Origin of the sequence: Sulfitobacter sp. M22 (genome assembly GCF_021736025.1) — a bacterium.
Classification (GTDB): domain Bacteria; phylum Pseudomonadota; class Alphaproteobacteria; order Rhodobacterales; family Rhodobacteraceae; genus Sulfitobacter; species Sulfitobacter litoralis.
In genome coordinates, this window is the sequence record NZ_WMEC01000003.1 from 97573 (window position 1) to 123382 (window position 25810).

Below are 25810 nucleotides of genomic sequence, written 5' to 3' on the forward strand. Positions count from 1 at the left end.
TGGGTTTAATCCTTCTGGGTCGCACGGGTCTTGGCGTAGGCGACATAAAAATCAAAGCTGTCCGGATTGGCCATTGAATCTTTGTTCACCACCTTTTCCGGATCCTGCCCAAGCAACAGCTTTTTCACAGGAACCTCAAGCTTTTTGCCGGACAATGTGCGCGGGACTTCGGCCACCTCGATGATCTCGTTCGGGATGAACCGCGCTGATACATTTTTGCGGATCGCGGCGTTGATCTTGTCCTTGAACGCGTCGTCAAAGGCGACGCCTTGGGCCGGCACCACAAACAGCGGCATAAAGCTTTCGCGCCCCAGAAATTCGAGGTCGACAACAAGGCTGTCCATCACCTCGTCCAGCCCTTCGACCGCCTGATAAATCTCGGCACTGCCAAGACGCAGACCCTTGCGGTTGATCGTGGCGTCAGAGCGGCCATAGATCACCGACCCGCCGTGTGCGTTGATCTCGATCCAGTCGCCGTGGCGCCAGATGCCGGCATAGGTGTCGAAATAGCTGTCGTGCAGGCGGCTTCCATCATCGTCGCCCCAAAAGTACAGCGGCATCGACGGTAGCGGTTCGGTACAGACCAATTCGCCCACTACGCCGGTCAGATCGTTGCCGTCTTCGTCAAAGGCGCGCACCGCATTGCCAAGCGCACGACACTGCATTTCGCCTGCGCGCACCGGCATACCTGGATGCCCCAGCACGAAGGCCCCTGCCAGATCGGTCCCGCCCGAGATCGGCGCAAGCCAGACGTCCTCTTTCACTTTGGAATATATCCAGTCGTAGGCGTCCGAGCTGAGCGGCGAACCGGTTGAGCCGAGCGAGCGCAGCGCCGAGAGGTCGACCTCGTCGCGCGGCGTCAGCCCCGCCTTCATGCAGCCGCTAAAGAAGGCAGCGCCTGCGCCGAAGAAATCAAGCTTTTCATCCGCGACAAAGCGCCAGATCACGCCCATGTCAGGGTAATTCGGTGCCCCGTCGAACATCGCAACTGTGGTGCCTTGACCCAGTGCTGTGAATTGCGAGTTCCACATGATCCAGCCGGAAGACGTCAGCCAGCAATACCGCCCGCCGCGCCGGAAATCATGGTGCAGGGATTGTTTCGCGGATTCCAGAATGATCCCGCCATGCCCGTGCACAATCGGCTTGGGATTGCCGGTGGTACCGGAGGAATAGACGATCCACAGCGGATGGTCGAAGGGGACTTGGGTGCTCTCATAGGGCGCGTCGCGGTCCAGCAGGCTGTCCCACGCCATATGCCCTTGGGGCAGATCGCCCACGAAGGGCACCGTGACGCATTGCACCAAACTAGGCAAAGCCGTCTCTAGTCCCGCAAGTATCTCGCGACGGTCCACGGTTTTGCCTGCGTGCACGTAGCCATCTTGCGCGATCAGCACCTTGGGTTCGATCTGCTTGAAGCGGTCCAGAATGGCGACATGCCCCATGTCGGGTGCGCAGAGCGACCAGATCGCGCCGATGCTGGCGGTGGCGAAAAAGGCGATCATCGCGGTTTCGGTATTGGGCAGTACCGCGACAACGCGGTCGCCTTTGGTTACGCCCATATCGCGCAGATGCGCCGCAACACTTGCCACCTGGTCGCGCAGTTCGGTCCACGACAGCCGTTTGCGGCCAAAGGTTTCGGACTGCACGATCAGCGCATCACCCTCGGGCTGGCTGTCCACGTGCTTCATGATCTGATCGGTAAAGTTCAGCATCGCTCCCGGGCACCATTCGGCACCGGGCATCTGACGCTTCGCCATCACACTTGTGTAAGGCGCGCTGGCTTTTACGTCGAAATATTCCCAGATCGCGGACCAGAACCCGTCCAGGTCGGTCACGCTCCAATCCCACATGGCGTTATAGTCGTCGAACGTTAGGCCGCGCTTGTCTTTCAGGAACCGTTCAAATTCCGCCATGGTCGAGGCATCGGCGCGCTCTTTTGTCGGGGTCCAAAGGATATCGTTCATGTCATCGCTCCGTGGATGAGGGCCTTGAGTTGGGGGCGCGCGGGGTACGAGCTGGACGGCGCGAGCTGCGTGAAGAACACGACAGACAGATCCAGCACCGGATCAATCCAGAAGAAGGTAGACGCCATGCCGCCCCAGCTGAAATCGCCTAGGCTGCTGGGAACGCGCACGCGGCCGGGGTTCAGCACGACGGCACCGCCGAGGCCAAAGCCCATGCCCTCCATCGGTTGTTCGGCGAAGCTGGCGGGACCCATCGACGCGATGTCGCCGGGCAGATGGTTGCGCATCATAAAGTCGAGCGTCTTGGGCGACAGCAGTCCCGCCCCGCCTGTGCGCAGCATTTCTGTGAACTTGAGGTAATCATCGATGGTGCCCACCAGCCCGCCGCCGCCAGAGTGCATTTCGGCGTTCAGAAAGGGGGAGTTTTCAGGCTTGTCGACACAGCGCAGAACGGGGGTATCTGGCTTGGCCGCGTTCATCCCGTAGGCGCTGCCTGCCAGCGGAGTGTAAAGCGAGGCGAAACGGTCCTGTCCGCCGGTGGGCACAGAAAACCGCGTCTCATCCATGCCAAGGGGGCCGAGGATTTCATCGACTAGAAACGCCTCTAGCGACTTGCCCGAGACGACCTCTATCACGCGGCCAAGCACGTCGATGCCCACGGAATATTCCCAGCGTGTGCCGGGGTGAAACGCCAGCGGCAATGCGGCCACGCGGTCTGTCATCTCTGCCAGCGAGCCCTGATCGGCGCGGAACAGGATATCGGCTTCGTCCATGGCTTTGGCGGTGATGCCGGGGTTGAACGGATAGCTCAGCCCCGAGGTATGGGTCAGCAGCTGGTGCAGCGTCGGCGTCTGGCAGGGTTCGGTTTGGTCCGCCGCGGTCGCGCCGTCGATCAGGCAGCGCATATTGGCAAAGGCAGGGATGAAATCTGACACGGGCGCATCAAGGTGGAACAGCCCGCGTTCCGCCAACATCATGATCGCAACAGATGTGACGGGTTTGGTCATCGAATAGATGCGGGCGATGGTGTCGCGGGTAAACGGCTGCCCTGTCTCTATGTCACGCGTGCCTTTGGCATCAAAATAAACCTCTTGCCCGCCCTGCGCCACCAGCACCGAACAACCGGCAAACCGTTTGCGGTCCACATAGGTCTGCATCCAGTCCCCGATGCGGCCCAACTTATTTGTGTCGAACGCCAAAAAACTTTCCTCCCAAGCCGCGACCGCGCCTCAGGAGGATGAGGCCGCGGCCCGCGACGATTTCAATAGATGATGTATAGGTTAGGGTCTGACGTACGTGATCAGACCTCAAGCCATTCCTTGCGCACGTCATCACGCTGGCGCAATTCAGCCGGCGTGCCCTCATAGACCACCTGACCATGCCCCATGACATAGACCCGATCCGCGATGTCCATCGCGATCGACAGTTTCTGTTCCACCAGCAGGGTAGAGATCCCGCGGTTGGCGATCTCTTTGAGCACCTCGGCGACCTTCTGCACCATCTGCGGGGACAGACCTTCGGTGGGTTCGTCAATCATGACCAGATCGGGGTCGCCCATCAGCGTGCGACACATGGTCAACATCTGCTGTTCCCCCCCCGACAGAACCGAGGCTTCGACGTCAGCGCGGCGGTCGAGGTTTTCGAACATGTCGAACATCGACTGCATCGACCAACGGCCCGCGCCATCCTTCTGTCCGGGTTTCAGACCCAGCGTCAGGTTCTGCCGCGTGGTGAGACCGGGAAAGATATCGCGGTTCTCGGGCACATATCCGATCCCCATATTGGCGATCTGGAACGCTTTCTTGCCGCTGATCTCCTGCCCCTGAAACTTGACCGATCCTTTCGGTTCGACCTCGCCCATGATGGCCTTGCAGGTGGTAGACCGCCCCACCCCGTTGCGCCCCAGAAGCGCGACGATCTCGCCTTCTTTGACGTTCAGGTTCACCCCCTGAAGGATGTGGGACTTGCCGTAGAAGGCGTGCATATCCGTGACTTCGAGCATCATTAGTGTTCTGCCTCCAATGCGGCGCCCAGATAGGCTTCTTGTACGCGGGCGTCTGCACGCACCTCTTCGGGTTTTCCGGTGGCGATGATTTCGCCATAGACCAGCACCGAAATCCGGTCGGCGAGACCGAAGACCACGCTCATGTCATGTTCCACCATGATCAGCGTCTTGCCCGCGGTCACCTTGAGGATCAGGTCGGTGATATAGTCGGTTTCCGTGTTGCTCATCCCCGCCGTCGGTTCGTCCAGCATGATGACATCGGCACCGCCCGCGATGGTGATCCCGATTTCAAGCGCGCGCTGTTCGGCGTAAGACAGGGTGCCCGCGGGCAGGTTGCGCCGTTCCAGCAGGTTGATCTGGTCAAGGATGCGGTCCGCGCCCTCGGTCAGTTCGCGGGACCGGTTCACCAGATTCCAGAAGCTGTATTTATAGCCCTGCGACCACAAGAGCGCGCAGCGCACGTTTTCAAACACGGTCATTGCCGGAAAGATGTTGGTGATCTGGAACGAGCGGCTTAGCCCCTTGCGGTTGATCTGGAAGGGTTCGAGCCCGGCCAGATCCTCGCCGTGCAGCTTTACCGTTCCAGCCGAGGGCGCAAACCGTGCGGTGATCAGGTTGAACAGCGTCGATTTACCCGCGCCGTTCGGCCCGATCACGGCGTGGCGTTCTGCCTTGCCGATGCTTAGATCGATGCCTCGGATGATCTCGGCCTTGCCAAAGCTTTTCTTGAGGCCAGTCAGTTCAAGTGCGGGTGTGCTCATGACGCGCCTCCTGCTGTGGTTGCTTCACTCCATGCTTCTTTCAGCGCGGGTGCTGTGACTTTGGCGATGCCAAGCCCGATCAGCGTTATCGCACCCGCCACCAGCCACGGCATCAGGGTGTGGCTGTCGAAGGTGGTCCAGAAGACGGTCATTTCATTGTCACCCGTAGCGCCATGACGGTAGTGGAACGTCATCTCGACCAAGGCGGCCAGCCCCATCAAACCGATTGCCGCCGGCAGCAGCGTCTTGAGATAGGGCATGATCAACGTCGATGCCTTGCCCAGCTTGAACACAGGCACATGCATCATCAGCAGACCTGCCAGACCACCGGGGAAGAACATCACTGTGGAAAGGAACAGAATGCCTGCGTAAAAGGCCCACAGCTCTGTCGACAGGCTGAGAACGGTTTGCAGCAGGGTAAAGGCGATGGCCCCGATGATCGGGCCAAAGAAGAACCCGACGCCGCCAAGGAACGTCACCAGCAGGATGATCCCTGACGAGGCGGTGTTCAGGTTTTCCTCGGTCAGGATTTCGTAGTTGATCGCGAAAAGCCCACCGGACACGCCTGCAAAGAAGCCAGAGGCGACAAAGCTGTAGAAGCGGACCCACCGCGAGGAATAGCCCAGAAACTCTGCCCGTTCGGGATTGTCACGCACGGCGTTTGCCATGCGACCCACGGGTGTGCGGCTCCAGAGATACATCAGTGCGGCAGAGACCACGACCCATCCCGCAGTCAGGTAGTAAACCTCGATCTGCTGCAGGAATTCGACGCCAAAGAAGGGTTGCGCATAGGTACGGTCGCCGCTGACGCCCTCTTCGCCACCAAAGAACGCGACGATGATGACGGAACAGGCGGCGATCAATTCGCCCACACCCAGCGAGATCATGGCGAATACTGTGCCCGCGTTGCGGGTCGAAAACGCACCGACAATCATTGCCAGCCCCATGCCGAACAACCCGCCAAACACCGGCAGGATCACCAGCGGGATGGTCGAGAAGAAATCAGACATGTTCATGATGTGCATACAGGCAAAGCCACCCACACCAGCATAGACCGCATGACCGAAGGACAGCATGCCCCCCTGCCCGAGCAGCATGTTATAGGCCAGCGCAAAGACGATTGTGATCGACATCTGGTTCATGATCGTCAGTGCCGAATTGTTGGTAAACACCATCGGCAAAATGGCCAGCACGACAGAGGCGATGACCCAAGGGGCCAGTGTCAGCACCAGCGAACCTGACCGCATACGCTGCGCGGGTTTGGACGGGTCCGTGGTGATCTGCTCTTCGGGGCGGGCGCCTTTTGGAACGTCGGTTCTTGGATCTGAAACTGTCATGAGCTGCGCTTTCCGAAAAGACCTGCCGGGCGGAAGATGAGGATCAGCACCATCAGGATATAGGGCAAGATGTCGGCGATCTGCGGGCTGGTGAGGCTCCAGAAGTCGCGGAATATGCTGTCATCCAGGCTCTCGGGTTTAGAGATGCCAAGGCCGGTCAGGATATTCTCCATCTCGATATTGTAGGATTTGGCGAAAGTAGTGATCCAGCCGATCAACAGCGACGCGATCAACGCCCCCCACAGCGACCCGAGGCCGCCGATCACGATGGTCACAAATACAATCGACCCCAGCACAAACGCCATCCCTGGGAAGGTCCCAAGCACCGGCCCAGCAATTACACCGGCCACACCGGCCAGGGCTGTGCCAACCCCGAACACGCCCATAAAGATCAGAGGCACATTGTGGCCCAAGGCTTCGACCGTGCGCGGATAGCTCAGTGCCGCCTGAATAATCATGCCGACGCGGGTTTTGGTCAGCACGTAAAGCAGCCCGATGAAGATGCTGATCGAGATGAAGATCATGAAAATTTTATAAGCGGGGATAGAGTTCCCCGAGATCGCAAACGCGGTAAAGTTCAACGCGTCAGGAACAGAATAGGGCAGTTGGTTCTTGCCCCAGATAAATTGCACCAGTTCTTCGATCAACAGCGCCAGACCAAAGGTAAAGATTAGCTCGGGCACGTGCCCGTATTGGTGAACGCGGCGCAGGCCGTAGCGTTCAACACCGGCCCCCAGCACCCCTACAACAAGCGGCGCGATCAGAAGCCCCATCCAGAACCCAAGCGCGATGCTGATCTGGTAAGCGAAATAGGCGCCTAGCATATAAAAGCTGGCGTGAGCGAAGTTCAAAACGCCCATCATCGAAAAGATAAGGGTCAGACCGGCGGAAAGCATGAACAACAGCAATCCAGTAACCAGCCCGTCGATGAGGTTGACGAGAATGAGGTCCATGAGGCCCCTCCAGTAGTGTGGTGGCAAGGTGCAAAAGGGGTCCGCCTGCACACGCAGACGGACCCGAGAAAAATCGCCTTATTCGGGGCGTTTCATCTCGCAGGTTGTCGGGCTGTCCATCGACGCCATTTCGACGGTCGATTCAGTCACGACACCAAACCCGGACTGATCATAGTCAAAGTCCAGATTGTCGTTCGTGTGGACGCCGACATGCATGTCCTGAATGATCTGGTGATCTTGGGGACGCATGAACAGTTTGCCACCCCACATGCTGTCGTATTCCATGCCTTCCAGCTTGCTTGCCACGGCGACCACATCTGTGGCGGAGCCCGCTTCGGTGATGGCTTGGGCCAGCATGCCGATGGTATTGAAGATACGGCTTTGGTCAATGTTGCCGTCCGGATATTTCTCGAGGAACGCGTTGTAGGTTTCGCGTGCTTCTTCCGTGGCGATCGGGTTGATGCTGCCCTGAGAGATCAGGCGGATCTTGTCTTTACCGCTTTCGCCAAAGGCGGCGGTGATGCCGGAACCCGCAGCGTAGTAGGTATAGATCGGACCTTCGAAACCGTTGTCGATGATCGCCTTACCAATGCCCAGCATGTCTGCGCCCCAGTTACCGGTGATCACAGCATCCGCGCCAGAGGAAACGACTTTGCGCGCATAAGGCGTAAAGTCTTTTACCTTGCCGATGGGGTGTAGTTCGTCACCGACGACTTCGATGCCGTCACCTTTCGCGCCCAGCATTTCATTGGCGGCTGCAGACACAGCTTTACCAAAGGAATAATCCTGCCCGATGATGTAGACCTTCTTGATGCTGTCGTCCTGAACGATCACATCGGTCAACGCATCCATCTTGATGTCGGAATTGGCGTCGAAACGGAAATGCCAGAAGTTACATTTGTCATTGGTCAGCGCAGGGTCAACAGCGGCGTAGTTCAGGAACAGAACACGGCTGTCGGGGTTGCGGCGGTTGTGCTTGTCGATCGCTTCGGTCAAGGCGTTCGCAACGCCCGAGGAGTTCCCCTGAACGATATAGCGTGCGCCTTGGTCAATCGCGACCTGCAGCTGAATAAGGGATTCTTTGGGGCTGATCTTGTTATCAAAGGCCAGCACTTCCATTTGCTGGCCATCCAGCAAACCACCTTTGTCGTTCACCATGTGATCAGCCGCGAATTCGAACTGATGCAAACCGTTTGTACCGGTGCTTGCGAATGGACCGGACAGCGGATCAATGAACGCGATTTTGATATTTTCGGCAAAGGCTGCGCTCGCGCCAATGACCAAAGAAAGCGCGGAAACCGCGCCGTACTTAGCGATATTTTTCATTTCAATCCTCCCAAGGACGGCCCGGCGCTTTTTGCGTTTTTTAGAATGCCAGACCTTGGAAAGAGCCTTGCATAATGCGGTTTATTGTCAAGCGCCTCTATTCATAAGTTGCGAGGCGATACCGTTCTTCATGCCATATCTTGCGTGACAGAAGGTGTTTGAAGTCCAACGCAGCTGAGGTTGCGACGGGAATTTTCTCAACAGGCGTACAAATAACGTGTTGATACTAAATAGATAAATAAATCGTGCATTTCTTGGCAGCACACGCCGAATTGTAAGGCTGCCTGACAAGTGTCCGCCAAAAGCTCGCGCAACTTTTTTTCGACAAAACGATCTAATCCTGACAAATGTCATGGCCTGCGCACGCTGTAAAAATGCAGCGGACGGCATGCGGGTAAATTAGCTCACACCGCAATCTATACGTTTGGACAAGTTGATTCCCCCGCGTACGGGGGGTGGCCTAGAACCGGATGCTGATTGCCTGTGCGGCATCTGCCAAAAGCTGTGCATAGGTCGTCTCTAGCTGGCGCTTTTTGACGTGAAATGCCGGACCGCCGACGTTCAGCCCGTAAACCTGCGAGCCGTTCGGCGAAAACACAGGCACCGCAATGCCATTCACATCGGGGCGCCAGTCACCATAGCTGGAGCAGAACCCTTTGTCCGCAAACTCTGCTACTGCGTTGTCATAGCTGTCACGCGCGCGGGCCTCGAATTCTGGACCTTCCGCGGCAGCCCAGCGAAAGGCGCGGTCGCGGGAGTCGTCTTTCATGCCCATAAGAATCGCCCGACCGATGGCTGAATCAAACAACGGCAGACGCGACCCGACGCGAATTTGCAGCGCCACATCCTCGCGCGAGCGTTTGGTCGCGATATAGACGACATCCAGCCGGTGCACTTCGCCAATGGCGATCGTGACATAGGAATTGGGCCCGTCGCGCAGCTTGCGCATCTCATCCTGCGCACGGTCGCCGATCTCCATGCTGGACAGCACACCAAAGCCAAGCTGGAGCACACCGGCACCCAGCCGATATGTGCCTGTGCGGGCTTCGGCGACGAGGTAGTCCAGCTCGACCAGCGTATGGGTCAGACGCGATACTGTCGCCTTGGGCAGCCCTGTCCGTTCGGAGAAATCCGTGTTGGTCAGGGCCGTTTCATTTTCCCGAAAGCAGCGCAACACATCCAGCCCGCGGGCAAGCGCCGTGACAAAGTTTCTGTCCTTCGTCTCTGCCGGATCTGTTGCGAACTCGTTGGGGGCCATATTATTTGCCTTCCAACGCTTTAAGCCCGTTTTCCGCAAATACCGGCACATAGGCACCGACCTTCATCGCGCGTTCGGGGTTGGAGGCATTGCCGTCCAGCGCACGTTTCAGCACGCCCTGAATGATCCCCGCCATGCGGAAGAAGCAGAACGCAAGGTAGAAGCCAAAGTTGTCGATCCCTTCCAGCCCGCGGCGTTCGCAGTATTTCGCGATGAATTCAGCATCGGTCGGCACGCCAAGTGCTGCGCGGTCCTCTCCGCCAAAGCCGCGCCCTTCGGTGCCCGCGGGCATCTGCCACTGCATGATTACGGCGGCAAGGTCGGCGTAAGGATGGCCAATGGTCGACAGTTCCCAGTCCAGAATGGCCAAGCAATTGGTGCCGTCTTTTTCGAACATCATATTGTCGATGCGATAGTCGCCATGCACCAGCGTGCGCTGCCCGTCGTCTTCTGGGATGCTCGCGGTCAGCTTTTCGATCAGCTGATTCATCGCCGGCAGGTCTTCGGTCTCGGAGGCGCGGTACTGTTTGGTCCAGCGCGCGACCTGACGTTCATAGTAGTTGCCGGGAGGGCCATAGTCCGACAGGCCAACGGCAGCGATATCCACATCGTGCAAAGCCGCCAACACGCGGTTCATCTCGTCGATGACACCGGCGCGGCCTGCCTTGTCCATCTCGGGCATGCGCGGGTCCATAAAGTTGCGCCCGTCGATGTGGTCCATGATATAGAAGGCCGACCCGATGACATCGTCATCTTCGCACAGCAGGTGCATTTTCGACACCGGCACATCGGTATCCTGCAACGCTTTTTGCACGCGGAACTCACGATCAACCGCATGGGCGGATTTCAACAGAACCCCCGGCGGCTTGCGGCGTAGCACATAGTTGCGCGACGGGGTTTTCAGCAGGAAGGTCGGGTTCGATTGCCCCGCCTGAAACTTAGAGACCTCAAGCGGGCCTTCAAAGCCCTCAAGGTGTTTTTCCAGATAGGCGCTGACCTTCGGAATATCGAGTGTCTGGGTGTCTGTGCTCATGGCTACCGTTCCTTAACTATAGGTCAGCATGCCAGCGGTCTGGGCTGACATCAGATGCGGGGTCGCGTTGAATTCATGCAAGAAAAACGCGGACTTGGTGAAGACGAATTTGGTAATTGATGTGTTCTTGATTTGCAGGTTCAAGGTCATCATCATTTTGTGCGGTGCCCCGAGGGATGCAGCTGTAAGCTGTCCGATCACGCCGCCCGAGCTCACGGCCAGCACACGCTCGGCCCCTTCGGCACAGGCGATCAGGCGGGCGGCTTCTACGCGGTTGGTAAAGCTGCCCCAAGTTTCGGCTGGGCCTTCGATTTCGTCGGCCTGCCACTGAAAAACGGTCTCGCGCAGGGTACGAAAATGTACCTTGCGGTCGCCTTTTACCAGATCCGGAACGGCCCCTTTATAGCGCGCGTTCAGCAAGTCCTGGAAATCATATTCATTCAGCCCGGGGTGTGTATCGCCTGCCTCGAATCCCATCGAGGCAAGCGTTTCTTTCTGGCGGGTCAGGGTGCCGGTGATCGTCCGGTCCGGCACCCAACCTGTATCGCGAAGCAACTGGCCAACGGCCTCGGATTGCCGGTGCCCAAGGTCCGACAGCTTGTCGTAGTTGTCAGCCCCAAAGGACGCCTGACCGTGACGTATGACCAGTAGCTCTCCCATAGCGGTTTACAGAACCTCGAAGAGGCCAGCAGCGCCCATGCCGCCACCGACACACATGGTGCAGACAACATATTTGGCACCGCGACGCTTGCCTTCGATCAGCGCGTGGCCAACCATGCGCGCGCCCGACATGCCGTAGGGGTGACCGATCGAAATCGCGCCGCCGTCCACGTTCAACAGCTCGTCCGGGATGCCCAGCTTGTCGCGCGAGGCGATAACCTGGCAGGCGAAGGCTTCGTTCAATTCCCACAGACCGATGTCCTCGATCTTCAGCCCATGCGCTTCCAGCAGCTTTGGCACGGCATAGATCGGACCGATACCCATCTCGTCAGGCTCGCAGCCTGCGGCCATCACACCAACGTAGCGGCCCAGTGGCTGAAGACCGCGGCGTTCGGCTTCCTTGGCTTCCATGACCACGGCGGCAGATGCGCCATCGGAGAGCTGCGAGGCGTTACCCGCGGTGATGAACTTGCCTTCGGGCAGGTGGATACCGTCTTTGAACACAGGCTTCAGACCTGCAAGGCTTTCGGCCGTGGTGCCAGGGCGGTTGCCCTCATCTTTTTCCAACGTAACTTCGTGCTTGGAAATCTCTTTGGTGGCTTTGTCCTGAACCATCATTGTGGTGGTCATTCCGACGATCTCGTCGTCAAAACGGCCGGCCTGCTGCGCTTGGTGCGTCAGCTCTTGGCTGCGTGCTGCGTATTCGTCTTGCGCTTCGCGGCTGACGTTATAGCGCTCGGCCACGTTTTCAGCTGTTTCCAGCATGGTCATATAGATTTCGGGCTTGTTCTGCTTGAGCCAAGGGTCGGCGCTGACGCGCATCTCTGGTGTTTGCACCATGGAAATGCTGTCGACGCCGCCGCCGATGACAATATCCATGCCGTCGGTGATAACCTGCTTGGCCGCGGTGGCAATTGCCATCATGCCCGAGGCACACTGACGGTCCAGCGACATGCCTGCAACGGTCACCGGCAGACCCGCGCGAATGGCGGCTTGACGTGCAATGTTGCCCGCCTGATGGCCCTGTTGCAATGCCGACCCGATAACGCAGTCAGAGATTTCCGACCCGTCAAGCCCGGCGCGCTTCACGGCGTGCTCGATGGCGTGCGCGGCAAGCGCTTGTGGTGTGGTTGCGTTGAACGCACCGCGATAGGCTTTGCCGATCGGGGTACGGGCTGTGGATACGATTACTGCGTCACGCATGGTGATCTCCCTTTGAAATTTCGTCTGTTAGCCCCAATCCAGATCAAGACCTTGGGCCTTGGCTGAATTGAGAGCGTATTTCTTCGTTTGACTAAAGGCATCGGTCAGCTCTTGCTGGCCTGTCTCGTCGGTGATTTTGTCGAAAGCGGATGCGACACCTTCAGGGGTATTCTCGTCGCCGGTCAAGGTCACGCCTTCCGTTTCGTAAATACGGGTTTGAGCGAACCCGCCTGCCCCTGCCCCAAGGATCACGCGGCTGGGGCCGTCCTCGCTGACGAGGTACAGCAGGCCGGGGGTGATGGTTTCAGGCGCCAGCAACGCCTGCGCCTGTTCGGGCAGCAGGTCGGCGGTCATCCGTGTGGCCGCTGTGGGGGCAAGCGTGTTGACGCGGATATTGTCGCGCGCGCCTTCCAGATGCAGCACGTTCATCAGCCCCATCATCGCCGCTTTGGCCGCGCCATAGTTGGACTGGCCAAAGTTGCCATACAGCCCCGACGCCGAGGATGTCAGCACAATGCGCCCGTATTTTTGTTGGCGCATGATCGGCCAGCAGGCATGGGTCACATTCGCAGACCCGATCAGATGCACGTCGACGACCTTGCGGAAATCCGACATCTCCATTTTCGAGAACGTTTTGTCCCGTAAGATGCCTGCGTTGTTCACCACAATGTCGATGCGGCCCCAGGCGTCCATGACCTGTGCGACCATATCCTTGACGCCTGCCTCGTCCGACACATCGCAGCCATGCGCCATCGCCTCGCCGCCCGCGTCGCGGATTTCTTGCGCGACCGCTTCGGCAGCAGCCGAGGATGCCCCCTGCCCGTCGGTTGTCACCCCTAGATCATTGACCATAACCTTGGCACCGCGTGCCGCGAGACCAAGCGCATGGCTGCGCCCCAGTCCCGTGCCTGCGCCGGTAACAATGGCCACGCGATTGTCAAAACGAATTTCCATCATTGCCCCTTAGTGCAGTGCTTGTTCAAAGATGTTCGGCCCGCTCATCACATTGATGCCGCCGCTGACAGGCACCACGGCGCCTGTGATATAGGCGCCGCCCTTGCCGCATAGAAATAGCATGCAGCCCGCGATATCCGTATCGGTCCCGACGCGGCGCAAGGGCACGTCGTCGCCCACCTTGCTGCGCATGCCCTCGTCATGGGTCGCAAAAGCGGTCATGCGCGACACGAAAGGTCCAGGGGCCAAGGCGTTCACCGTGATTGCATCGCCCGCCAGTTCCTTGGCAAGGATCTTGCTCAGGTGGATTACCGCGGCCTTCGAGGCGGAATAGCTGTAGGCACCATCGCCCATCTCGCGTTCGCCCATGACAGAACCGACGTTCACGACCCGTGCCGGATCTTCGATCGTCGCGTTCACCTTGAGCAGTGGCAGCAGCTTTTGCGTCAGATCAAACAGACCTGCGACGTTCACGTCCATGACCTTGCCCCAGGCTTTGAACGGAAAGTCACCCAAAGGTGCGCCCCAAGTGATACCCGCGTTGTTCATCAAAATATCGAGGCTCTGGGTGCGTTCCTTCACGGCTGCAACCATCGCGTCGACACCTTCTTCGGTGCCTACATCGCCCGCGAACCCCTCGGCAGAGCCAGAGGCCCCGAGCGCGTTCAGCTCTTTCGCCACGGCTTCGCAGGCCTCGCCCTTGCGGCTGGCGATCAGCACGCGGGCACCGGCACGCACCAGCGCCTCGGCCGCCATCCGGCCAATCCCGGTCGCCCCGCCTGTGACCAGCGCGGTTTTGCCCTCGAGCCCGAAAAGTGTCTGAATATCCATGCCTTAAAATCCTCTGTGCTTGGCGACTTGGGCGGCGTGATAGCCGTAGTCCCCCATCCATTCGGCGCCAACGCGGGCGCGCTTCATGTAAAATCCGATGTCGAATGCATCGGTCATGCCGATCCCGCCGTGCATCTGTACCCCTTCGATCACCGCCAGCTTGGCCGTCGATGTCGCGCGGGCCTTGGCCAGCGATACAGCCATGGTGGCATTATCGGGATCTTCGTCGAGCTTGCGCCCCGCGTGCAACACGGCAGAGGCGGTGACTTCGATCTCGCACCACAGGTGGGCGGCGCGATGTTGCAAGGCTTGGAATGTGCCGATCAATGTGCCGAATTGCTTGCGCTCTTTCAGATAACCAACGGTCATCCCGAACGCCCCCGCAGCGACGCCGGCCATTTCGGCGGCCAGTGCGGCCTGTCCTGCCTCGATCGCGGGTTTGAGCACGGTCATGGCGTCGTCGACCTGACCCAGCACATCATCGCCCGTCGCTTCGACATTGTCGAAGTCGATCCGCGCAGAATCGCGTGCGTCGATCATGTTCTGCGCATTGCGCGTGATGCCCGCACGGTCTGCGGGAATGTCGAACAGGGTCAACCCATTGTCGGTCTTGGCCAGCACCAGCAACCGGTCTGCCAAAGCACCATCCACGACAAAGGTCTTCTTGCCGGTCAGGCGGAAACCGTTGCCTTCGGATGTGGCAACCATCGCGGTGGCGTTTGGGTCAAACTTCGATGTCTCATCCACCGCCAGCGCATAAGTCGCGTCACCGCTAGCAATCTTGGCGAGTGCAGCTTCGGCGCGCGCGTCGCTGACGTTGCGCAGGGCTGTTGCGGCGATCACCGCTGTCGAAAGAAAGGGGCTAACGGCCAGCGTCTTGCCCATTTCTTGCGCCAGAATACCGGCAGCAGCATGGCCCATATCGACACCACCTGCGCTTTCGGGAACCAGCACACCGGCCCATCCCATCGCGGCCATCTCTTTCCACATCTTGACGTCGTGCGTTTTGCCCGCATCGCGCAGGTCGCGGAACGCTTTGACGGGGGCGGATTTATCAAGGAAACCGCGCGCTGCATCGACCAGCATGGTTTCGTCTTCTGTTAATACTAATTTTACCATGATCTTACCCCGGAAGCCCAAGCACGCGGCGGGAGATAATGCTCAGCATCACCTCGCTTGTGCCGCCTTCGATTGAATTGGCCTTTGTTCGCAGCCAGTCCGCCGGACGGTTGCCCAACGGCCCGTCCCATTCCAGCGCATCACTGCCGCCGGCGGCCATCAGCAATTCATGGCGCTGCATGTTCAGCTCTGTGCCCATGTATTTCAGCATCGCGGACGCATTGCCTGCGCCAGTGCCTGCTTCGGCTTGGTCTTTGTAGCGTTCCAGCGTGAGGCCAATGGCAAGCGCATCCACTTCGCAGCGCATCGCGTCAGCGCGCAGCACGGTGTCCATCTCTTGCCCCTCGGCCAAAGATTCGTTCAGCACCGCACCAAGTGCGCGACCGCCCGAAAGGCCCTGCCCCCCGCCCGAGATCATCTCGCGCTCGTGGGTCAGCAGGTATTTTGCAACGTCCCAACCGCGGTTCTCTTCGCCGACGATCCGGTCCTTAGGCACCTTCACATTGGTAAAGAACGTTTCGCAGAACACGGACGCACCGGAAATCAGTTTGATCGGGCGGGTTTCGACGCCGTCGTCTTCCATGTCGATCAGCAGAAAGGAAATGCCGTTATGCTTGGATGCATCACGATCCGTGCGGATCAGCGCAAAAATCCAGTCGGCTTTGTCGGCATAAGAGGTCCAGATTTTCTGTCCGTTCACCAGCCAATGGTCGCCCTTGTCCTCGCCCTTGGTCTGGACACTGGCCAGATCGGACCCGGCGCCCGGCTCGGAATAGCCCTGACACCAGCGGACTTCACCACGTGCGATCGGCGGCAAATAATGCAGTTTCTGCTCATGCGTGCCAAAGTGCAGCAAGGCGGGCCCAAGCATCCAGATACCAAAGCTTTGCAACGGGTTGCGCGCCTCGATCCGGTCCATCTCTTCTTTGAAAATCTTTTCCTGCGTGCGGTTCATCCCCGCCCCGCCGTACTCAACGGGCCATGTGGGCACGGTATAGCCCTTGGACGCGGCGCGCTCTAACCAGACGCGTTGCGCGTCGGATTCGAACTCAAAATTCTTGCCACCCCAGCATATCGATGCTTCACTCGGCTCACCGCCGCGCATTTCGGCTGGGCAGTTTGCCTCAAGCCAATCGCGCAACTCCGCGCGGAAACCCTCCAGTTCCTGTTCGGACTGCATCTTATCTCCCCCCTCGTTTTGCGAACTCCAATTCCGCACTGCAAAATTGCATTTCGAAATTCGATTGACAAGACAGTTTCTGAACGCGCCTATTGCTTTGCAAATCTAGAGGAGGAATGACCCGATGAAAGCCATGCTTAGCACTGCCCCCGGCGGCCCCGAAACACTGGAACTGACCGAGCTTCCACAGCCAGAACCCAAGAAAGGTCAGGTTCGAATCCGTGTGCGTGCGGCCGGGCTGAACTTCCCTGACACCTTGATTATCAAGGATCTTTACCAGATGAAGCCACCGCGCCCGTTCGCTCCGGGTGGCGAAGTATCTGGCGATGTGGACGCCGTGGGAGAGGGCGTTTCCAACGTTGCAGTCGGCGACCGCGTGCTGGCAATGACCGGCTTTGGCGGCTTTGCGACAGACATCATTGTTGACGCGGAAAGGGTCATGAAGATCCCCGACGCGATGCCATATGACGAAGCGTCATGTCTGGTTCTGACCTATGGGACCTCACATCACGCCCTGAAAAACCGGGCCGAAATCCAGCCCGGCGAATCTTTGCTGATCATGGGCGCTGCGGGTGGTGTCGGTGCCGCCGCAATCGAACTGGCCAAAGCTTCGGGCGTACGGGTCATCGCCGCGGTATCGTCGGAAGACAAAGCGCAGTTCTGTCGTGATCTAGGGGCCGATGAAACGATCATCTACAGCCGCGACATGGACGACCGCGCCACACAAAAAGCTTTCTCGGACGAGATCAAGAAGCTGTCGGGCGGTGACGGTGTTGATGTCGTCTATGACGCTGTGGGCGGCGCCTATGCCGAACCCGCCGTGCGTGCGCTGGCCTGGAAAGGCCGCTACCTCGTCGTGGGCTTCCCGGCTGGCATCCCCAAAATCCCGTTGAACCTGACGCTGCTTAAGGGCTCGCAGATCATGGGTGTTTTCTGGGGCGCGCACACGGCACGTGAACCCAAGGTACATGCCGAAAACATGGCCGATCTGTTCCGCATGTATGCTGACGGTCAGATCAAACCGCGCATCTCGGCTCGCTTTCCGCTGGAGAAAGCCGCCGACGCGCTGAACCTGATGCAAGACCGCAAGGTGCAGGGCAAAGTCGTTTTGGATGTTCAATAATCAGGAAGGACAACCAAAATGACCAACACACAAATTGTTATCGCAGAGCTGCCCAGCGATTCGCTGACAGCTGAGCATTTCAGACAGACCACCACCGATATGCCCGTGGCGGGTGACGGGCAGGTGCTGCTCAAGGTGATCCTGATGTCCATCGACGCGGCCAACCGGTCGTGGATGAAGGGGGCCACCTACCGCGCCGCTGTAAACGCGGGCGACGCCATGCCGACCTATGCGATCTGCGAAGTCGTCGAAAGCAACAGCGACCGTCTGGCCGTGGGCGATATCGTCGCGTCCGAGGCGACTTGGTCGACCTTTGTCGCTGCTGATGCGCGGAAATGCGAGAAACTGCCCAAAGTGCCGCAACTGTCGAACCTGATGTCTGTTTACGGCATCGCGGGCAAAACCGCCTACCATGGGCTGATCTCGGTCGGGCAACCGGTCGCGGGTGAAACCGTGCTGGTGTCGGCTGCGGCGGGGTCGGTCGGCGGCTATGTCGGTCAGATCGCCAAGGCGCTTGGTTGTCGGGTCGTGGGCATCGCCGGTGGGGCGGAAAAATGCAAATGGGTGACAGAAGAATTGGGCTTTGACGCCTGCATCGACTACCGCGCGCCTGGCATGTCCAAGGCCCTGCGCGCCGCCTGCCCCGATGGGGTAGACGTGTATTTCGACAACGTTGGTGGCACCGTTCTCGAGGCGGCGTTGTTTGCGATGAACGAAAAGGGCCGCATCGTCTGCTGTGGTGCTGTCAGCCAGTATGACACGGAATCCCCCACCGGCCCGCGCAACCTGCCCGGTCTGGTCGTGGTCAAACGTCTGCGGATGGAGGGGTTCATCGTGATGGACTGGACCCAGAACGACGCCAAGGCGCTGCGCGCGTTGCAGACCTGGGTCGATGCGGGGCAGATCAAGGTAACCGAAGATATCATCGACGGACTGGAAAACGCGCCACAGGCGTTGATCGGTCTGCTGGCCGGTGAAAACAAAGGTAAGCGCATGGTGCGTGTTGCCGCTGACCCATCCTGAAGGAGCATTGCCAATGTCTGCACTGAAAGAGGCGTTTGCCCATAGTGAAACGCTGATCGGGACCGAAGTCGGTGTCTCTGATTGGATCACGGTGGATCAAGAGATGATCGACCAATTCGCCAAAACCACCCACGATATGCAGTGGATCCACATCGACCCTGAACGCGCGGCGGCGGAAACACCCTTTGGCGGGACCATCGCGCACGGGTTCCTGACCCTGTCGCTCGCCAGCCGCTTTGCCTATGATTGCTTTAATATGATGCCCGGACAGGTGATGGGCATCAACTATGGCATGAACAAGCTGCGGTTTCTGACACCGGTCAAAGCGGGCTCTCGCCTGCGGGGGCGGTTTACGCTGCAAAAGGTCACGGCACGCAATGCCACCGATATGCTGCGCGAGAACCTGCTAACGATCGAGATCGAAGGCGTTGAGACACCCGCGATGGTGGCCGAATGGCTTGGGCTGGCTGTTTTTAAAGACTAATTGTTCACGACCAGAACGACAAAGGGCCGCGCATCCCTGCGCGGCCCTTTGCTTTTGTGGAGCGCGGATTACCCCGCGGGGCAGGCTGCACCCGTCTCGATCCAGGCTTTGGTCAGTTCGCCAAATATCTCCTGACTGCCCGGTGCGGGCTCGCGTCCCTCGCCTGAATGCCACCCCCAACCGACCAGACCGTCTTCAGCGTTATGCTCGTGCAGCTCTTCCAGCGTCTTGCCACCATTGCGTTCCTCGTCCTTGATTTGGGCACAAATCTCGGCGGCGGATTTACCAACCCAACCCATTTCGATAGGCGCTAACTGCCAAGGCGTATGGCCGGGAATAGACCCGCCCCCTGCGGCAAAGGTAAAGTTTTGTTCACCGTGGCAGGTGGTGCAGCGCATGCCCGGCGCACCAAAGTCCGCCTCTCCGCGCACAACGGGGGGCTCGTGCATCTGCATATCCATCCCTTGGCGGGGGGAGTTATCGACGGGGTGACAGTTCAGGCAGCGCGGATGTCCGATCACCACCATCATTTCCTCAAACAGCGCGGTGGAGCGTTCGGCCTCCCCTTCGATGGCATCAAACTCGTTGACGGTGCGCAAACCGTTGACGGTTTCCGCCATAACAGGGCCCGCCATCAGCGCAGTGATGGCCATGATGTTCAGCGTATTTTTCATGACTTACACTCCTACGGATTTGGTAAAGGGCAGTTTGGTGACAGCCTGCCCCGTCAGGGCGCGCCATGCATTTGCGACGGCTGGTCCTACGGGCGGCAGACCGGGTTCGCCGATGCCGGTGGGGTCATTGTCGCTTTGAATGATGGCGACTTCTACCTCGGGCATCTCGTTGATGCGCAGCATGCGGTAGGTGTCAAAGTTGCGTTCAACGATGGTGCCGCCCTCGCCAAGAGTGACCTCGTCGAACAGCACCGATCCCAGACCATAGCCGGCCCCACCTTCGATCTGGGCGCGGATGACATTGGGGTTCACGGCGACACCACAGTCGACGGCGCACCAGATTTTGTGCACCTTGGGGAAACCGCCTTGATCCGACACTTCGACGATCTGGGCCACATAGGTATTAAAGCTTTCGTGCACGGCGACGCCGTAGGCGCGATCCCCCTTGACCTTGGTACCGTCCCAGCCCGCAAGCTCGGCCACTTTTTCCAATACGCCACGGTCGCGACCGGCGTCGCCTTTCATCAGGTCCAGACGCCCCTGAACGGGGTCTTTGCCCCCTGCTTCAAGCAGTTGATCCAGGAACACCTCGGTCGCATAGCCGGTGTGCGAATGCCCGACAGAACGCCACCAAAGCACCGACACGGGGCTGTCTTGCCGGACCCAATCCACCTTGAGCGCAGGCAGATCATACGGCATTTTCGTCGCGCCCTCATAAGAGGTCGGGTCCATGCCGTCTTTCATCATCGCTTCCATCGGGCCACCGGCCATGATGGACTGGTTCACCACCACGTCATGCCACCCGACGATATTGCCGTCAGCGTCCAAGCCGCCCTTCATCTTGTGCACGGTCAGCGGACGATAATAGCCGCCGGTCATGTCATCTTCGCGCGTCCAAAGTAGCTTCCACGCGCCGTTGCCGCCTGCGGCTTTCGCGATCTCGGCGACTTCAGCGGCGACATGGGCCGTAGGCTGCGCACGGCGGCCAAAGCTGCCGCCAGCGAACATTACGTTGATCTGCACATCCGATGGATTGATCCCCAAGGTGGCTGCCAGCGTCGGCTTATCGAGCGACGGGAACTGCGAGCCCATCCAGAGTTCGGCCTTGCCATCGGTCATTTCAAGAACAGCATCCAGCGGCTCGAGCGCGGCATGGGCAAGATACGGGAAGTGAAATTCTGTCTCGATCACTTGGGCGGCCCCGTCGATCCCCGCCATAGCATCGCCAACCTCTTCCGCGGCACGACCGCCTTCGGCAGCGGCGCGCGAGAAATCCGCATAGATTTGCTCGCTCGACCGCGTTTCGGCCTTGCTGTCATCCCACGTCACGCGCAACGCTTCGCGCCCCTTGAGCGCGGCACCGGTGTTCTTGGCATAAACCGCGACCCCTTGCGGGATTTCACGCACCGCGATCACGCCGGGTACCTTCCAGCGCATCGGTATCGTCAAAGCTGGCCACGACAGCGCCCATCTTGTCGGGGTGGGCGACGACGACGGTCTCCATTCCGTCGCGGTACACATCCATCGTGTATTCCGCTTTGCCGGTCGTCTTGGCGTGGGTATCCAGCTTGGGCACATCGGTCCCGATCAGGATAAAATCCTTGGCCTGCTTTAACTTGGGCTCCGCAGGAGCCGTCATAGTCGCGGCTTTCTCGGCAAAGGCTCCAAAGCCCGCTTCGGTGCCCTTGGCGTGAGAAATGCGCCCCTTTGACACGGTAATTTCAGACGCGGGCACGCCCCATTCGGCGGCGGCAGCACCCACAAGCATCGCGCGCGCAGCAGCGCCGGCTTTGCGCATCTGCATATAGCTGTTCGCCATCGCTGTGGATCCGCCTGTCCCCTGCAATCCGAACAAGGAATTGGCATAGAGTTCATCATTGGCCGGTGCACTTTCGGCGCGCATCTGCGACCAGTCGGCGTCCAACTCTTCGGCCACCAAGGTCGCGAGACCGGTGTTTGGCCCCTGACCGAATTCGATATGCTTAATGAGGACCGTCACCGTGTCATCCGGCGCGACGCGGACAAATGCGTTTGGTGCGAAGGTAGCCGGATCAGCCGACGGATCAAAAGCGGTCGCGGCACCGGATTGGGCGCGTGATTTTTCCGGCAGAACAACACCGATCACTAGACCGGCAGAAGCGGTTGACAGAAAACCGCGACGGGAAAGCTTTGAAGTGTTCATGGCTTAACCCTCCAGCTCTTTGGCGGCGTTCTTGATCGCGGCGCGGATACGAACATAGGTGGCGCAGCGGCAGATATTGCCGGCCATTGCATTGTCGATCTCCTCGTCCGTGGGGTTGGGGATCTCGCGCAGCAGGGCCGTGGCGCTCATGACCTGTCCGGATTGACACCAACCGCACTGGGGTACGTCAATCGCTTCCCATGCGGCCTGCACGGCGCGCGCTTCGCGACCTTCGACCGCTTCGATGGTGGTCACATAAGACCCCTCGACCATCGAGATCGGGGTGACACAGCTGCGACGTGTCATACCGTTCAGCTCGACGGTGCAGGCACCGCATTGGGCGATGCCACAGCCAAATTTCGTCCCAGTCAGCCGCATCTCATCGCGCAGCACCCACAAAAGGGGCGTGTCGTCGGGCGCGTCAACGCTTACTTCTTTGCCGTTCAGGGTAAAGTTGATCATGCTGGCTATTCCTTCAAACTGTTGGCGAATGGCGTGGAATTCTGATGCTTCCCTTGGAGAGGCGAGCTAGCCCGCGAAACCGCGGGGTCAATGACCCGACATGCCAAAGGCGGAGATAATGTAAAACTACCTCCGCCAGATTTTCATCACTGGTGATGCGGGCTTAATCGTTGGTGGTCTTGGCCGGATCCTTGCCGGTGAAACGCGCCACCATGGCAAAGAAATAGGGCACGAACAGCACACCCAGAACGGTCGCGGCAATCGTACCGGCCAGCACACCGGCCCCAATCGCCGTACGCCCGCCAGACCCGGCACCCGTGCTAAGAACCAGCGGCAAGACCCCCAATGAAAACGCCATCGAGGTCATGATGATCGGGCGGAAGCGCTGCCGTGCTGCATCAATGGCGGCGTCAAAAACGCTCTCGCCTTCTCGGCGTCTGTCACGGGCAAACTCGACGATCAGGATCGCGTTTTTGCCCGTCAGACCCACGACGGTCAACAGCCCCACCTGAAAGAAGACGCCATTTTCGAACCCGCCCAGATACGCACCGGTCAACGTCCCAAGGATACCGATCGGCATCGCGAGCATCACCGCAAAGGGGATCGACCAGCTTTCATATAGCGCGGCCAGCGCAAGGAAAATCGCTGCCAGCGACAGACCATACAGCAGCGGTGCCTGATTGCCGCTTTCTTGTTCTTCCAACGACAGACCCGTCCACGCGATCTGGAAACCTGGGGGCAACTGCGTCACCAGACGTTCCAGCTCTGCGATGGCTTCGCCCGTGCTGACCCCCGGCGCGGGGGACCCCTGAATTTGCATCGCGGGGATGCCGTTATAGCGGTTCACCCCCTGCGGCCCGTAAGCCCAGCTTCCTTCGGCAAAGTTCGAGAAGGGCACCAACCCGCCGCTGTCATTGCGCACGCGCCATTTCTCAAGATCCGAAGGCACCGCCCGCGCCGCGGCCTCGCCCTGCACATAGACCCGCTTGATCCGCCCTTCATCGACAAAGTCATTCACATAGCGACCAGCCCAAGCGATGGTCAGTAGCGTGCCCACATCCGTGGCGCTGACCCCCATCGCCCCGGCACGGCGCCAGTCGATATCCAGATTGAACTGCGCCGCATCCTCTAGCCCGCTGGGGCGGGCGGAGGCGATGAGCGGGCTTTGCGCCGCCATTCCCAACAGCTGGTTACGCGCCTCTAGCAATTGCTCGTGGCTTTGCCCGCCGCGCCCTTGCAGATAGAAATCAAAGCCGGATACATTGCCAAGCTGGCTGACCGAGGGTGGCACAATGGGAAACACCATTGCGTCCTGAATTTGGCTGAATGCACCAAACGCCCGACCGGCCACCGCCTGCACGCTTTGCGCGGCTGCGGTGCGTTCCTCCCAGTCTTTTAGCCGTACAAAGACCAGACCAAGGTTTTGCCCTTGGCCCGCAAAGCTGAAGCCAACCACGCCGAACACGGATTCAACGACGTCACTCTCGTTTTCCAGATAGTAGTTTTCGACCTGCTTGATGACCTCGAGCGTGCGTTCCGCCGTCGCCCCCGTGGGCGCCTGCACCAGCGTGAACAGCGTGCCCTGATCCTCGGCGGGCAGAAACCCTGCGGGCGTGCGCATGAACAAGAACACCATCGCCGCGATGATCGCCAGATAGACCAGCCCGACCCGCAGCGGACGGCGCACCAGCCAGCCCACCGTGCCAGTGTACCCACCAAGCGTCTTGTCAAAACCGCGGTTGAACAGGCCGAAGAACCCGCGCCGCTTCTCGTGGCTGCCCTGCCTAAGCAGTGACGCACAGAGCGCCGGCGTTAGCGTCAGGGCCACCACCACCGACAATGTCATGGCCGAGATGATGGTGATCGAGAACTGCTTGTAGATCACCCCCGTCGAGCCGGGGAAAAACGCCATCGGCACGAAAACCGCAGACAAAACCACAGCGATGCCGATCAAGGCACCGGTGATCTGGTCCATCGATTTGCGCGTCGCTTCCAGCGGACCGATGTGTTCCTGTTCCATGATGCGTTCGACATTTTCGACGACAACAATCGCGTCATCCACCAACAGACCAATCGCCAGCACCATGCCCAACATCGTCAGCGTGTTGATCGAAAACCCAAAGGCCGCCAGCACGCCGAATGTCCCCAGCAACACGACCGGCACAGCAAGCGTCGGAATCAGCGTGGCGCGAATGTTCTGCAAGAACAGATACATAACGATGAACACCAACACGATCGCCTCGATCAGGGTCTTGATCACCTCTTCGATAGAGATTTTGACGAAAGGCGTTGTATCGAAGGGAACAACATAGCTGACCCCGTCGGGGAAGAACGCCGACAGTTCCTCGATCCGCTGTTCGACGGCAGCAGCCGTATCCAGTGCGTTGGCACCGGGGGCGAGGCTGACCGCCATGCCGGTCGCGGCATTGCGGTTATAGCGCGAGATTGTGGCATAGCTTTCCGCACCGATCTCTACCCGCGCAACATCATTCAGCAGCACCAGCCCGCCGTCGGTTTCCGCACGCAGCACGATTTGGCGGAAATCCTCGGGACTGGTCAGCAGGGATTGTGCCGTGATCGTCGCGTTCAGCGCCTGCCCTTCGACCGCGGGGCGGCTGCCAAAAGACCCCGCCGAAATCTGCGCGTTCTCGGCCGAAACGGCGGCGACGATGTCGGATGGGGTCAGCTCGAACGCGGCGAGCTTTACAGGGTCAAGCCAGATGCGCATGGCGTATTGCGCCCCGAACACCTGCACGCTGCCCACGCCTTCGACGCGGCTGATCTCGTTCACCAGATTGGATTGCATGTAGTCGCCAAGATCGGTGGCATCATATTGGCCGTTCTCGCCAATCAGCCCGATCACCATCAAGAATCCGGCAGAGGATTTTTGCACCGTGATGCCCTGACGCTGCACCGGTTCTGGCAACAACGCAGAGGCTTGCGACAGTTTGTTTTGCACCTGTACCTGCGCGATATCGACATCGGTGCCGGTCTCGAAGGTCAGCGTGATGCTGGCACCGCCGGCGCTGGTGGATGACGACGAGATATAGCGCAGCCCGTCCAGACCGGTCATCTGCTGTTCAATCACCTGCGTCACCGTATTGGCCACCGTCTGCGCCGAGGCCCCGGGATAGGACGCACGCACGGCAACCGACGGCGGCGCGATCTGCGGATATTGCGCCACGGGGAGGGTGAGGATCGACAAAACGCCGATACCCATGATGAAGATCGAAATGACCCACGCAAAGATGGGGCGGTCAATAAAGAAACGGGCCATG

The 25810-nt window shown here is 59.3% G+C and carries 21 protein-coding genes and 1 pseudogene; 3 read left to right on the forward strand and 19 right to left on the reverse strand.

What is annotated here, in order from left to right; genetic code table 11:
* Positions 1-5: 5 nt before the first annotated feature.
* From GLP52_RS16770 to GLP52_RS16840, 15 genes are all read right to left on the reverse strand, one after another.
* Positions 6-1964 (reverse strand): acetoacetate--CoA ligase, encoded by a 1959-nt coding sequence (locus tag GLP52_RS16770; protein WP_237272983.1) that lies wholly within the window; start codon positions 1962-1964, stop codon positions 6-8.
* Entirely contained in the window at positions 1961-3163 is a 1203-nt protein-coding gene (locus tag GLP52_RS16775; RefSeq protein WP_237272984.1) for a serine hydrolase domain-containing protein, read from the reverse strand. Before GLP52_RS16775 ends, GLP52_RS16770 begins: the two co-directional genes overlap by 4 nt.
* Before the next feature lie 101 nt (positions 3164-3264).
* A complete protein-coding gene (locus GLP52_RS16780) occupies positions 3265-3969 on the reverse strand; it encodes an ABC transporter ATP-binding protein (RefSeq protein ID WP_005848854.1) in 705 nt (234 codons plus the stop codon).
* Positions 3969-4730: an ABC transporter ATP-binding protein gene (locus GLP52_RS16785; RefSeq protein ID WP_237272985.1), complete on the reverse strand. Its 762-nt coding sequence runs from the start codon at positions 4728-4730 to the stop codon at positions 3969-3971. The genes GLP52_RS16780 and GLP52_RS16785 overlap by 1 nt, the downstream gene beginning before the upstream one ends.
* Positions 4727-6067: a branched-chain amino acid ABC transporter permease gene (locus tag GLP52_RS16790; protein ID WP_237272986.1), complete on the reverse strand. Its 1341-nt coding sequence runs from the start codon at positions 6065-6067 to the stop codon at positions 4727-4729. Before GLP52_RS16790 ends, GLP52_RS16785 begins: the two co-directional genes overlap by 4 nt.
* Positions 6064-7020 carry a branched-chain amino acid ABC transporter permease gene (locus GLP52_RS16795; protein WP_093732935.1) on the reverse strand — a complete coding sequence of 319 codons (957 nt, stop codon included), beginning with the start codon at positions 7018-7020 and terminating at the stop codon, positions 6064-6066. The genes GLP52_RS16790 and GLP52_RS16795 overlap by 4 nt, the downstream gene beginning before the upstream one ends.
* Before the next feature lie 78 nt (positions 7021-7098).
* On the reverse strand, positions 7099-8346 hold the full coding sequence (locus GLP52_RS16800) for a branched-chain amino acid ABC transporter substrate-binding protein (RefSeq protein WP_237272987.1): 1248 nt from the start codon (positions 8344-8346) through the stop codon (positions 7099-7101).
* Positions 8347-8806: 460 nt separating this feature from the next.
* A complete protein-coding gene (locus GLP52_RS16805) occupies positions 8807-9604 on the reverse strand; it encodes an IclR family transcriptional regulator (RefSeq protein WP_093732933.1) in 798 nt (265 codons plus the stop codon).
* Between the two features lies 1 nt (position 9605).
* On the reverse strand, positions 9606-10637 hold the full coding sequence (locus tag GLP52_RS16810; protein ID WP_237272988.1) for a phosphotransferase family protein: 1032 nt from the start codon (positions 10635-10637) through the stop codon (positions 9606-9608).
* A 12-nt stretch (positions 10638-10649) separates the two neighbouring features.
* On the reverse strand, positions 10650-11297 hold the full coding sequence (locus tag GLP52_RS16815; protein ID WP_093732931.1) for a histidine phosphatase family protein: 648 nt from the start codon (positions 11295-11297) through the stop codon (positions 10650-10652).
* A gap of 6 nt (positions 11298-11303) precedes the next feature.
* Complete coding sequence (locus tag GLP52_RS16820) at positions 11304-12500, reverse strand: acetyl-CoA C-acyltransferase (RefSeq protein ID WP_093732930.1); 1197 nt, start codon at positions 12498-12500, stop codon at positions 11304-11306.
* 27 nt (positions 12501-12527) lie between these two features.
* The gene (locus GLP52_RS16825; RefSeq protein ID WP_093732929.1) at positions 12528-13454 is read right to left on the reverse strand and encodes an SDR family NAD(P)-dependent oxidoreductase; all 927 of its coding nucleotides are present in this window, start codon (positions 13452-13454) and stop codon (positions 12528-12530) included.
* 9 nt (positions 13455-13463) lie between these two features.
* On the reverse strand, positions 13464-14285 hold the full coding sequence (locus GLP52_RS16830; RefSeq protein WP_093732928.1) for an SDR family oxidoreductase: 822 nt from the start codon (positions 14283-14285) through the stop codon (positions 13464-13466).
* 3 nt (positions 14286-14288) lie between these two features.
* Positions 14289-15404, reverse strand: a complete 1116-nt coding sequence (locus GLP52_RS16835; RefSeq protein WP_237272989.1) for an acyl-CoA dehydrogenase family protein — start codon at positions 15402-15404, stop codon at positions 14289-14291.
* Between the two features lie 4 nt (positions 15405-15408).
* The gene (locus GLP52_RS16840; RefSeq protein ID WP_237272990.1) at positions 15409-16584 is read right to left on the reverse strand and encodes an acyl-CoA dehydrogenase family protein; all 1176 of its coding nucleotides are present in this window, start codon (positions 16582-16584) and stop codon (positions 15409-15411) included.
* 124 nt (positions 16585-16708) lie between these two features.
* On the opposite strand from GLP52_RS16840, the gene GLP52_RS16845 reads away from it, so the two are divergent.
* From GLP52_RS16845 to GLP52_RS16855, 3 genes are read left to right on the forward strand one after another with little or no spacing between them, the layout of a single operon-like run.
* Positions 16709-17707, forward strand: coding sequence for an NADPH:quinone oxidoreductase family protein (locus GLP52_RS16845; RefSeq protein WP_237272991.1), 999 nt, complete (start codon positions 16709-16711; stop codon positions 17705-17707).
* Between the two features lie 18 nt (positions 17708-17725).
* Positions 17726-18730: an NADP-dependent oxidoreductase gene (locus tag GLP52_RS16850; protein WP_237272992.1), complete on the forward strand. Its 1005-nt coding sequence runs from the start codon at positions 17726-17728 to the stop codon at positions 18728-18730.
* Between the two features lie 13 nt (positions 18731-18743).
* Complete coding sequence (locus GLP52_RS16855; protein ID WP_093732923.1) at positions 18744-19214, forward strand: MaoC family dehydratase; 471 nt, start codon at positions 18744-18746, stop codon at positions 19212-19214.
* Positions 19215-19282: 68 nt separating this feature from the next.
* On the opposite strand, the gene GLP52_RS16860 is transcribed toward GLP52_RS16855, so the two are convergent.
* The 4 genes and pseudogenes from GLP52_RS16860 to GLP52_RS16875 all read right to left on the reverse strand — a co-directional run bounded on the left by GLP52_RS16860 (position 19283) and on the right by GLP52_RS16875 (position 25809).
* Positions 19283-19888, reverse strand: coding sequence for an Isoquinoline 1-oxidoreductase subunit (locus tag GLP52_RS16860; protein WP_237272993.1), 606 nt, complete (start codon positions 19886-19888; stop codon positions 19283-19285).
* A gap of 3 nt (positions 19889-19891) precedes the next feature.
* A pseudogene (locus GLP52_RS16865) lies at positions 19892-22070 on the reverse strand (molybdopterin cofactor-binding domain-containing protein).
* 3 nt (positions 22071-22073) lie between these two features.
* The gene (locus GLP52_RS16870; protein WP_093732920.1) at positions 22074-22532 is read right to left on the reverse strand and encodes a (2Fe-2S)-binding protein; all 459 of its coding nucleotides are present in this window, start codon (positions 22530-22532) and stop codon (positions 22074-22076) included.
* Positions 22533-22695: 163 nt separating this feature from the next.
* Entirely contained in the window at positions 22696-25809 is a 3114-nt protein-coding gene (locus tag GLP52_RS16875; RefSeq protein WP_093732919.1) for an efflux RND transporter permease subunit, read from the reverse strand.
* Position 25810: the final 1 nt, after the last annotated feature.

Excerpts from the sequence above, each read along its gene's own strand:
- GLP52_RS16870 (WP_093732920.1), bottom strand. The coding sequence starts at position 22,532 with ATGATCAACTTTACCCTGAACGGCAAAGAAGTAAGCGTTGACGCGCCC.
- GLP52_RS16840 (WP_237272990.1), bottom strand. The coding sequence starts at position 16,584 with ATGCAGTCCGAACAGGAACTGGAGGGTTTCCGCGCGGAGTTGCGCGAT.
- GLP52_RS16795 (WP_093732935.1), bottom strand. The coding sequence starts at position 7,020 with ATGGACCTCATTCTCGTCAACCTCATCGACGGGCTGGTTACTGGATTG.
- GLP52_RS16825 (WP_093732929.1), bottom strand. The coding sequence starts at position 13,454 with ATGGAAATTCGTTTTGACAATCGCGTGGCCATTGTTACCGGCGCAGGC.
- GLP52_RS16810 (WP_237272988.1), bottom strand. The coding sequence starts at position 10,637 with ATGAGCACAGACACCCAGACACTCGATATTCCGAAGGTCAGCGCCTAT.
- GLP52_RS16875 (WP_093732919.1), bottom strand. The coding sequence starts at position 25,809 with ATGGCCCGTTTCTTTATTGACCGCCCCATCTTTGCGTGGGTCATTTCG.
- GLP52_RS16785 (WP_237272985.1), bottom strand. The coding sequence starts at position 4,730 with ATGAGCACACCCGCACTTGAACTGACTGGCCTCAAGAAAAGCTTTGGC.
- GLP52_RS16780 (WP_005848854.1), bottom strand. The coding sequence starts at position 3,969 with ATGATGCTCGAAGTCACGGATATGCACGCCTTCTACGGCAAGTCCCAC.
- GLP52_RS16845 (WP_237272991.1), top strand. The coding sequence starts at position 16,709 with ATGAAAGCCATGCTTAGCACTGCCCCCGGCGGCCCCGAAACACTGGAA.
- GLP52_RS16835 (WP_237272989.1), bottom strand. The coding sequence starts at position 15,404 with ATGGTAAAATTAGTATTAACAGAAGACGAAACCATGCTGGTCGATGCA.
- GLP52_RS16820 (WP_093732930.1), bottom strand. The coding sequence starts at position 12,500 with ATGCGTGACGCAGTAATCGTATCCACAGCCCGTACCCCGATCGGCAAA.
- GLP52_RS16800 (WP_237272987.1), bottom strand. The coding sequence starts at position 8,346 with ATGAAAAATATCGCTAAGTACGGCGCGGTTTCCGCGCTTTCTTTGGTC.
- GLP52_RS16830 (WP_093732928.1), bottom strand. The coding sequence starts at position 14,285 with ATGGATATTCAGACACTTTTCGGGCTCGAGGGCAAAACCGCGCTGGTC.
- GLP52_RS16815 (WP_093732931.1), bottom strand. The coding sequence starts at position 11,297 with ATGGGAGAGCTACTGGTCATACGTCACGGTCAGGCGTCCTTTGGGGCT.
- GLP52_RS16860 (WP_237272993.1), bottom strand. The coding sequence starts at position 19,888 with ATGAAAAATACGCTGAACATCATGGCCATCACTGCGCTGATGGCGGGC.
- GLP52_RS16790 (WP_237272986.1), bottom strand. The coding sequence starts at position 6,067 with ATGACAGTTTCAGATCCAAGAACCGACGTTCCAAAAGGCGCCCGCCCC.
- GLP52_RS16770 (WP_237272983.1), bottom strand. The coding sequence starts at position 1,964 with ATGAACGATATCCTTTGGACCCCGACAAAAGAGCGCGCCGATGCCTCG.
- GLP52_RS16850 (WP_237272992.1), top strand. The coding sequence starts at position 17,726 with ATGACCAACACACAAATTGTTATCGCAGAGCTGCCCAGCGATTCGCTG.
- GLP52_RS16855 (WP_093732923.1), top strand. The coding sequence starts at position 18,744 with ATGTCTGCACTGAAAGAGGCGTTTGCCCATAGTGAAACGCTGATCGGG.
- GLP52_RS16805 (WP_093732933.1), bottom strand. The coding sequence starts at position 9,604 with ATGGCCCCCAACGAGTTCGCAACAGATCCGGCAGAGACGAAGGACAGA.